Origin of the sequence: Neoroseomonas soli (genome assembly GCF_018129065.1) — a bacterium.
GTDB lineage: Bacteria > Pseudomonadota > Alphaproteobacteria > Acetobacterales > Acetobacteraceae > Neoroseomonas > Neoroseomonas soli.
This window is the reverse complement of sequence record NZ_JAAEDM010000129.1, coordinates 1-8,782: the sequence shown is the minus strand read 5'-3', so window position 1 is coordinate 8,782 and position 8,782 is coordinate 1. Positions and strand designations below refer to the sequence as shown.

The window sequence follows — 8,782 nt, the reverse complement described above, 5'->3', positions numbered from 1 at the left end:
GCATGCGGGCAGCGCCGCCCTGCCGGACGGCTCCCTCGGCGCGCGCGCCATGGGCGCGGTCACGCCGCCGTCCGCCGCGCCCGGGCAACGCAACGCGCCCCCCGACTACCCCGCCGAAAGCCGCCGGCGTGGCGAGGAAGGCGTGGTGCGCCTGGCGCTGCGCATCGGCAGCGACGGGCGGGTCGAGGGCGCCGAGGTCACGGATTCCTCCGGCTATGCAGCGCTCGACCGCGCGGCGCTCGAAGCGGTGCGGCGCTGGCGCTTCCGCCCCGCCAGCGAGGCCGGGATTCCGGTTGCCGCCACGATCAACACCGCAGTCCATTTCCGCCTGACCGAGGCGGAGCGGCGCTGAGCCTTGCCTCTGCCATGCGCCGCGCCATAAACGGGATGATGCCCGGAACGGATCCTTCGCTTCGCCTCGCACGGGATCGCAGCACCACGGTTCTCGCCCGCATGCCGGACGACGCCGCCCTGGCCCATTGGCGGGGATCGGATGTCGGCTGCGGCACGCCGCCGGTGCCTGTGGTGCGAGCATGTGCCATCGCCGACGCGCTCGGCCTACCGCTGCCCAGGGAGATTGCACCGTGGTGAAACTCGACATCATCACGACGCGCGGGGGCGACAAGGGCGAGACATCCCTTGGCGACGGCCGCCGCGTGCGCAAGGACGCGCTGCGCGTCGAGGCCTTCGGCACGGTGGACGAGGCGAACGCCGCGCTCGGCCTGGTGCGGCTGCATGCGGATGCCGAAGCCGACACCATGCTCTCCCGCATCCAGAACGAGTTGTTCGATGTGGGGGCGGATCTCTGCGTGCCCGGAGAGGCCGGCGCAAGGCTGCGCGTGGCGGACACGCAGTCCGCGCGGCTCGAGGCCGAGATTGCCGAGATGAACGCGGCGCTGACGCCGCTGCGTTCCTTCGTGCTGCCGGCGGGATGCCCGGCGGCGGCGCATGCGCATCTCGCGCGCACCATCGTGCGGCGCGCGGAGCGCCTGGTGGTGGCGCTGGCGGCGGAGGAGGAGGTGAACCCGGCGGTGATCCGATACCTGAACAGGTTGTCGGACCATCTGTTCGTGCTGTCGCGGCGGTTCAATGTGGCGGCGGGCGGCGACGTGGTGTGGGTGCCGGGGGCCACGCGATGAAGCGGGGGAGAGAACTTCCCCCCCCCCGGACGGATTGCCATCGGCGTTGCGGGCAACACCAATGGGCGCCCACTCCCCCCCCCTCTCAAGCTTCCTTGGCATTCGGGAACTGACAACCGAGGCCGGTGCCAGGTGACCAAAGAAGGGAGGGGGCTCGGGGGAGGTTCACCTCCCCCGACCTTCCTTCAGAACGCCCCGCGCATCCCGACGATGGCGCTGCGCCCCGGCACGACGAAGGCGTTCGCCGGTTCGTAGCGCGTGTTGCCGATGTTGCGGACCTCGACGAATGCGGTGAGTTGCTGCGTCACCGGCAGCGAGGCCGTCAGGTTGAACAGCCAGCCATCCGGGTTCTTGCCTGCTGTCGGGATGGCCTGCCCGTCGTCGCTGTAGCGCGCGAAGGCGCCTTCGGGGGAGGCGCCGACGTAGAGGATCTCCGGCGCGATCACCAGGCGGGAGCGCGGCACGTCGAACCACCCGACTTCCGGCGCGATGCGCGCGTTGAGGCTTGCGACGTTGCGCGGACGCCGGGGCAGGGGGGTGTCGGTTTCCGTGTCGCGTGCCTCCGTCACTGTCCAGGCACCGGTCACCGAGAGCCAGTCGGCGGGGCGGACCGTGAGCGCGAACTCGCCGCCGCGGATGCGCGCGCGATCCACGTTGACCAGGGTGGAGAAGGTGGGGTCGAAGTTGATCAGGTCGCGCACGCGGTTGTCGAAGTAGAGCGCGGAGATTGTCGCCCAGCGCCCGATATCGGTTTCCATCCCGGCTTCCCAGGAGGTGGAGCGTTCCGCCTCCAGGTTCGGATTGCCGCGGAAGAAGGACCCGATCACGCCGAAGCGCTGGTAGAGCGACGGCGCCTTGAACGCCGTGCCGGCCGAGGCGCGCAGGCGGGAGGAGATCTCCGGCAGCGCCAGCACCGCGCCGAGCCGCCAGGAGGTGTCGGTGCCGTAGTCCTCCGCGTCGTCCATGCGCAGCGCCGCCGTCACGTCGAGACGTTCGAACAGCCGCGCCTGCGCGCCGAGATAGCCGTAGGTGCTTTCCTGCCGCGCATCGACCGTGGTGCGGAAGAAGGGAGAGCCGGAGGCGCTTTCCGCCGCCTCACGTTCCCAGCCGCCGCCGAAGGTGATGCTGGCATCCGTGACGAAGCCGCCTGCTGGCAGCCGCACGGTGTTGTCCCAGGCGAGGCCGGTGCGGGTGCCGCGATAGAGGTCGTCCGCGGTCGCCGGGCTGTCGTTGTCGGGAAGGTTGACGTAGCGGCGGCGGTCCTGGCTGCCGGACAGGCGCAGCCCGGTGGTCCAGGCGCCGCCGAAGAGCGCGGTCTCGCTGCGCAGGTAGCCGAACCAGTTGCGGTCGTCGGCGCTGTAGTTCGGGTCGTCCTGCGGCACGTCGTCGAGGCCGAAACTGTTCTCCCGCCAGCGGATCAGGCCCTCGATGCGCGTCGCGCCGAGGATGGCGTCGGGCGTCGTCTCGCCGAGGGTGACGCCCGCGCGCGCGGTCATCGCCGCGGCGCGCAGCCCGTCGCGTTCGCCGCGATTGGTCCAGATGCGCGGGGCGGTGGCGTTGAAGCCCTCGGTGGAGAGCGACTGGCCGGTGATGCCGTAGTCGAAGGCGCCGATCGTGCCGCCGGCGCCGAGATAGCCGCGCAGCGTGCGCTGCGTGCCGCCGGCGATTTCGCCATAGGGCGCGAAGCTGCGATCGGCGGGGGCGCGGCGCGTGATCAGGTTGACCACGCCCCCGATCGCCGCCGTGCCATAGACGGCGGAGACGGGGCCGCGCACCACCTCGATCCGTTCCACGTCGCCGAGGAGTTCATTGCCGAAGTTGAAGGCGCCGTTGGGCTCGGCGGAATCGTTGAGCGGCACGCCGTCGCGCAGCACCAGCACGTGGCGGGAATTGGTCCCGCGCACGAAGCCGGAAGCCTGCTGCCCCGGCCCGCCGGCCTGGATCACGCGCAGGCCCGGCACGGCGGCGAGGGCGTCGGCGAGGGTGACGTAGCCGCGTTCCTCGATCTCCTGGCGGTCGATGATGGTGGTCGCGGCCGGGATGCGTTCCTGCGGCGTCGGCACGCGCGTGGCGGTGACCACGGTGTCGGGGATGGTGGTGGCTTGCTGCGCGCCGGCCGGCGCGAGCGGGGTGAGGACGAATAGAGCGAGGATCCGGCGGTTCATCCGGGGGTCCCTCCGTTGCACGTTCCGCGTGTCGCCCCTTGGCCTGGTGGCCGCGGGGCGGGCTTGCGTCGTGCTCGCATACGGAGGAGCGCCCCGCGGAAAGCGGGACGCGCCCTTGGCCCGTTGCGCCGGTGCTCCCCGCCCGGCACGCGCGAGACAACTCTGCGCCGGCCGGTCTCCTGGCTCGCGACGGGTCGGGGGCGATGGGCCCTCACCGCCGGTCCCGCCTTCTCGCGCTGGTGGCGCAATGGCGTGTGGGACCGGTCTCGTCGCCTACAGTTGCGGGGGCAGCCGCGGATTGGCGGTGGAGATCACCGCGTCGCGCGTTCCCGTTTCAGCCCTTCCGGGCCACCGGCGCATGGGGCGGAACCTAGGTCGGAAGGCGCCGCGGGTCCATCCCGCGACGGCGGAACAAATCTGGGATGCGGGGAACCCAGGCGGCCCGAGACCTTGCCTCGGGCCGGGAGCGCGAAGCGCGACCGCGCCCAGACCAACAGCGGCTGCCAATGCGTCAGTCCATGGCGCGAAGCCAAGGCCCGCGGATGCGGGCCGCCCGGCGCCTGAGGGCATTACAAGAACTCTTCCCCCGGCGTCTGAGGGCATCACCAAATATAATGCAGCGCTTCCATGCCGAACCAGAACAGCGCACCCAGCACGGCCGTTGCGAAGATGTTGCCGAGGATGGTCAGCACCATGCCGACGCCCACCACCTTGCTGTCGTTCTCCACCACGCCCAGCGCCATGACGATGGTGCCGAAGGCGGGCGGCCCATTGGTGCCGGGCCCGGGCAGGATCAGCATCAGCGCGGCATAGGCGGTGAGCCAGCCCACCACCTTGTCCGCATGCGGGGTGGTGAAGGGGCCGGGGCGCGGCCGGACCCAGCGCTCGATGCGGTTCATCCATTTCGAGGAACCGGAGGAAAGCCGCAGCAGGTCAGTCCGCTTGAGCGACTGGCGCGCGATGAAGCGGGGCAGCCTGGGCATGCGGAAGCCGAGGCCCATCTGCACGCCGAGGATCAGCATCGGCGTGCCGAAGACGCTCGCCATGCCCGGCAGCAGGCCCGGCAGGCAGAGCATGAGGATCAGGAGGCCAAAGGCTCGGTCGCCGAAGGCCTCCGCCATCTCGCCGAGGGTGACGCGTTCGCCCGGGCATTGCGCCGCGACCTCGGCCACCAGGCGCGAAATGGGTGCCGAGGCATGGGCCTCCGGCAGGGCGGCATCGTCCATGAGCGGCCCGTCGCGCATTCAGGCCTGGCCGCCCGGGATTGCGGGTCGCCAGACGTTCCCGCTGCGCATCATGGCCCATGTGCGTGCGGCGGCGTCCGTGGACGGAAATGTCGTGTGGCGCATGGAGGTCCCTGTGAAGCCCCCGGGTCGACCGGGCTGACGTGGACCGTCTCGCGGGACCATCGCCGGGCAAGAGCATTAGCACGGCGGCGGGCGGTCCCGTGAAGGGCCGCCCGCATGACAATGCGGCAATCGATGGAATGTAACGCTCAGCGGCCCTGGAAGGCCGGCTTGCGCTTGGCCAGGAAGGCGCGGCGGCCTTCCTTGTAATCCTCGCTGTCAAAGCAGGCGGCCATGGCGGCGTTGAGCGCGGCGATGTCGCGGTCCGCGCGATCCTGCAGCACCGCCTGCACCGTGCGCTTGTTGGCATAGAGCGAGAGCGGCGCGTTCATCGCCAGCGTCGCCGTCAGCTTCGTCACTTCGGCGGCAAGCTGGTCAGCCGGAACCACCTTGTTGATGAGGCCGACGCGCTCGGCTTCCTTTGCGTCGAAGCGCTCGCCGGTCATCAGGATCATGTGGGCATGGGCGGGGCCGACCAGGTCCACGAGATGCCGCACCATGTCGAAGCCATAGGCGATGCCGAGCTTCGCGGCGGGGATGCCGAACTGGCTGCCTTCGGCGGCGATGCGGATGTCGCAGGACATCGCGATGCCGAGGCCGCCGCCCATGCAGAAGCCACGGATCTCCGCGATCACCGGCTTCGGATAGGTGCCGAGCCGCAGCCGCCCGCCGGCGGTCTGCTTGCTGTATTCGCGCTGCGCATCGGCATCCGAGCGCAGCTTGTCGAACTGGCTGATGTCCGCGCCGGAGACGAAGGCCTTGTCGCCCGCGCCGGTCAGCACGACGCAGCGCACGGAGGCGTCCTTCTCGAAGACGTCGAGCGCCTGCGCCATGCCGTCCCACATCGTCACCGACATGGCGTTGCGCTTCTCGGGCTGGTTGAAGGTGATGCGGCCGACGCCGTCCTTGATTTCGGCGAGAATCTTCCCGTCCGCGAATTCCATATCCATTCCCTTACGCTTCGCTGATGACGCCGAGGCCGCGCAGCCGCGCGACGTCGTCATCGGTGTAGCCGGCTTCCCTGAGGATTTCGGCCGAATGCTCGCCGAGGCGCGGCGGCACCCGCCACACGTCGCTCTCGTGCCCTTCGATGTTGATGGCGGAGGAGACGAGATGCGTGCTGCCGCGCACCGGATGCGCGATCGGCATCGCCATGCGCAGGTGCTCCACCTGCGGGTCGGCGAAGACCTCGTCCACCTTGTTGATCGGGCCGCAGGGGATGCCGATGCGTTCGAGCAGGTCGATCCAGTAGTCCGACGGCTTCTCCTTGAAGACCTCGGCGATCGCGGCGTTCACGGCCTTGCGGTCGTCGCTGCGGCCCTTGAGCGTCTTCCACTTCTCGACCTCGAGCCACTCCGGGTGGCCCACGGCCTCGGCGAACTGCGCCCACATCTTCGGGCTGCTCGCGGCGATGTTCACCGGCTTGTCCGCGGTGGGGAAGGCGCCCATCGGGATGTTCACCGGATGGTCGTTGCCGGCCTGGCCGGGGACCTCGCCGTCCATCAGGTAGCGCGCGGCCTGCAGGTCCAGCATGAAGACCATGGATTCCAGCAGGGAGGTGTGCACCCAGCGGCCCTTGCCGGTGCGCTGGCGTTCCCACAGGGCCATCATCACCGCCAGCGCGAGCAGGTTGCCGGCGGTGAGGTCGACGAACGGAATGCCGGCGCGCATCGGGCCGCGGCCCGGCTCGCCGGTGATGGTCATCATCCCGCCCATGCCCTGGGCGATCTGGTCCACGCCGGCACGCTCGCTGTACGGCCCGGTCTGGCCGAAGCCGGAGATGGAGGCATAGACGAGGCGCGGGTTCACCGCATGCACCTGCTCGGGTGCGATGCCGAGGCGATGCTTCACGCGCACGCGCATGTTCTCGACCAGCACGTCCGCCGTCTCGGCGAGCTTGAAGAAGGCCTTCTTGCCCTCCTCGGTCTTCAGGTCGAGCGCGATGCTGCGCTTGTTGCGGTGCAGGTTCTGGAAGTCGTAGCCATCGCGCGAACCGCCGAGGCCGTCATTGAAGGCGGGCGGCTCGATGCGGATCACCTCGGCGCCCCAGTCGGCCAGGTGGCGCACGCAGGTGGGGCCGGCGCGGGCGAGCGTCAGGTCCAGCACGCGAATGCCGGCAAGCGGCAGCGTCACCTCCTGGGTGAGCTTCGGGTCGATGGGGCTTTCCGGCATGGCGTTCTCCTCGCCCGCGAGACTAGGGCGGGTCAGGAGGAGTGCCCAGGGGGGGTAGGGCGCCGCGGCGCTTCAGCGGATGGCCGCGAAGATCTCGTCCTCGACCTCGATCTGCGCGCGTTCGAGCGCCCGGAAGTCGCTGCGAATTACCAGTGTGCGGACGCGGCCGTGCTCCACCACCGGGACATGGCGGAAACCGCCGTCGTGCATAAGATGCAGTGCATCGATCGCGCGGTCGCGCGGGCCAAGTGCCTCGACCTTCATGGTCATCACCTCGTGCAGCGGCGTGAGCGCCGGGTCGCGGCCCTCCGCCAGCACGCGGAAGAGGGCGTCGCGCCCGGTGAAGATGCCGAGCAGGTGGCCCTCGGCGTCGGTCACGACCAGCGCCGTCACCTTCGCTTCCCGCATCCGGGCGCAGGCGGCCTGGACGGTGGTTTCCGGTTGCGCGCAGAGGGTCAGGCGATGCGGCGCGACCTCGATCAGCGGACGGTCCTTCATGGGGCAGCGCTCCGGCGCGGCTGTATCATGCGCCCGGCATCCTTGCCGGGCGTATCCGCACGCGGGGCTGATGGGGCGGCCGCGTGCAAACCAAAGGGGATACGAGCGGCAGCGGCCCTCGACCCCGAGTCAGCGATCGGTGCCGCCCGTATCAGGCGACGCGCGGCGCGGCCGGCGGGGCTGGGCCGGCAATCACCGCGCCGACGACAACTATAGCGCGTGCCCTTCGCCCGCGCGGCAGATTTCGCAACGCCCCCGGCACTTATGGTCGCGCGATGCGCGCCTTGCATGGCAGTCTCGGACCCATCCCGGAACGGGGAGGATCGTGATGACCCGGATCAACGGCCATGCCGCCCGCCGCCACCTGCTCCTCGGCGCGGCCGCGTTGGCATCGGCGCCCGCGCTCGCCCAGGCACGCCCCATCGTCGTCGCGAGCAAGATCGACACCGAGGGCGGGCTGCTCGGCCAGATGATCGCGCTGCTGCTGGAAGCGGGCGGCATGCGCGTGGAAAACCGCGTGCCGCTCGGCCCGACGCGCATCGTGCGCACCGCGATCCTCGCCGGCGAGATCGACATCTATCCCGAATACACCGGCAACGGCGCCTTCTTCTTCCAGATCGAGGCCGATCCCGTCTGGAAGGATGCGCGCGCGGGCTACGAGAAGGTCCGCGACCTCGACGCGCAGCGCAACGACATCGTCTGGCTTCAGCCGGCGCCGGCGAACAACACCTGGGCGATCGCGGTGCGCGCCGACCTGGCGCGCACGCACGGCCTGCGCACGCTCGAGGACCTGGCGCGGCATCTCACGGCAGGCCGGCCGTTCAAGCTCGCGGGCTCGTCGGAATTCGTCGAAAGCCCCGCCGCGCTGCCGGCCTTCCAGCGCGCCTACGGCTTCACCCTGCCGCCCGACCGGCTGCTGGTGCTGCCCGGCGGCGACACCGCGGTGACGATGCGCGCCGCGGCGCAGCAGTTGAACGGCGTGAACGCCGCGATGGTCTATGGCACGGATGGCGGCATCGCCGCGCTCGACCTGGTGGTGCTGGAGGACACCAAGGGCGCGCAGCCCGTCTATGCCCCTGCACCCATCGTGCGCGGCGCGGTGCTGCGCGCCAATCCGCGCATCGCGGAGGTGCTGGCCCCCGCCTTCCGCACCCTGGAACTGACGGTGCTGCAACGGCTGAACGCACGCATCGCGGTGGAAGGGCAGCCGGCGCGGGAGGTGGCGCGCGCGCATCTCGCTGCCGCGGGGCTGCTCCGCTGACGGCGCGGCGCGCGGGGCCGCTGGAGGCGGCGCTGCTGCTTCTCGCGGTGGTCGCGCCGGTGGTGCTCGGCTTCGCGGTGCTGGCGCCGAACCGCATCGTGCCGCCGCGCCCGATCGCGGTGGGGGAGGTGGCGGCCTGGGGCATGCTCGGCCCCGCCGCCGTCGCGGCGCTGGCGGCCCTGGTGCTGCCGGGGCGGGCGG

At 70.8% G+C, this 8,782-nt stretch carries 8 protein-coding genes and 1 riboswitch; of the genes, 3 read left to right on the top strand and 5 right to left on the bottom strand.

All coding sequences use genetic code 11. The annotated features are described in order from the left end of the window. Positions 1–352 (top strand): energy transducer TonB (locus tag GXW76_RS24030; protein ID WP_211864678.1); only part of this gene is annotated, 352 nt, incomplete at its 5' end. 232 nt (positions 353–584) lie between these two features. Beyond that, entirely contained in the window at positions 585–1,139 is a 555-nt protein-coding gene (locus GXW76_RS24025) for a cob(I)yrinic acid a,c-diamide adenosyltransferase (RefSeq protein WP_211864677.1), read from the top strand. A 185-nt stretch (positions 1,140–1,324) separates the two neighbouring features. Here GXW76_RS24025 and GXW76_RS24020 read toward each other — a convergent pair whose 3' ends face one another. From GXW76_RS24020 to GXW76_RS24000, 5 genes are all read right to left on the bottom strand, one after another. Then, positions 1,325–3,304, bottom strand: a complete 1,980-nt coding sequence (locus GXW76_RS24020) for a TonB-dependent receptor plug domain-containing protein (RefSeq protein ID WP_211864676.1) — start codon at positions 3,302–3,304, stop codon at positions 1,325–1,327. 152 nt (positions 3,305–3,456) lie between these two features. Next, positions 3,457–3,675, bottom strand: a riboswitch (cobalamin riboswitch). A gap of 231 nt (positions 3,676–3,906) precedes the next feature. Then, positions 3,907–4,548: an exopolysaccharide biosynthesis protein gene (locus GXW76_RS24015; protein WP_211864675.1), complete on the bottom strand. Its 642-nt coding sequence runs from the start codon at positions 4,546–4,548 to the stop codon at positions 3,907–3,909. Between the two features lie 251 nt (positions 4,549–4,799). Then, on the bottom strand, positions 4,800–5,600 hold the full coding sequence (locus tag GXW76_RS24010; RefSeq protein WP_211864674.1) for an enoyl-CoA hydratase: 801 nt from the start codon (positions 5,598–5,600) through the stop codon (positions 4,800–4,802). A gap of 4 nt (positions 5,601–5,604) precedes the next feature. Further along, positions 5,605–6,822 carry a CaiB/BaiF CoA transferase family protein gene (locus GXW76_RS24005; protein WP_211864673.1) on the bottom strand — a complete coding sequence of 406 codons (1,218 nt, stop codon included), beginning with the start codon at positions 6,820–6,822 and terminating at the stop codon, positions 5,605–5,607. Positions 6,823–6,894: 72 nt separating this feature from the next. Beyond that, entirely contained in the window at positions 6,895–7,320 is a 426-nt protein-coding gene (locus GXW76_RS24000; RefSeq protein ID WP_211864672.1) for a CBS domain-containing protein, read from the bottom strand. 328 nt (positions 7,321–7,648) lie between these two features. On the opposite strand from GXW76_RS24000, the gene osmF reads away from it, so the two are divergent. Then, positions 7,649–8,581, top strand: coding sequence for a glycine betaine ABC transporter substrate-binding protein OsmF (gene osmF, locus GXW76_RS23995; RefSeq protein ID WP_211864671.1), 933 nt, complete (start codon positions 7,649–7,651; stop codon positions 8,579–8,581). The last annotated feature ends 201 nt before the right edge of the window (positions 8,582–8,782 follow it).

What these genes read in the sequence shown, in the direction of transcription:
- GXW76_RS24020 (WP_211864676.1), bottom strand. Translation starts at nt 3,304, where the DNA reads ATGAACCGCCGGATCCTCGCTCTATTCGTCCTCACCCCGCTCGCGCCG.
- GXW76_RS24015 (WP_211864675.1), bottom strand. Translation starts at nt 4,548, where the DNA reads ATGCGCGACGGGCCGCTCATGGACGATGCCGCCCTGCCGGAGGCCCAT.
- GXW76_RS24000 (WP_211864672.1), bottom strand. Translation starts at nt 7,320, where the DNA reads ATGAAGGACCGTCCGCTGATCGAGGTCGCGCCGCATCGCCTGACCCTC.
- GXW76_RS24010 (WP_211864674.1), bottom strand. Translation starts at nt 5,600, where the DNA reads ATGGATATGGAATTCGCGGACGGGAAGATTCTCGCCGAAATCAAGGAC.
- osmF (WP_211864671.1), top strand. Translation starts at nt 7,649, where the DNA reads ATGACCCGGATCAACGGCCATGCCGCCCGCCGCCACCTGCTCCTCGGC.
- GXW76_RS24005 (WP_211864673.1), bottom strand. Translation starts at nt 6,822, where the DNA reads ATGCCGGAAAGCCCCATCGACCCGAAGCTCACCCAGGAGGTGACGCTG.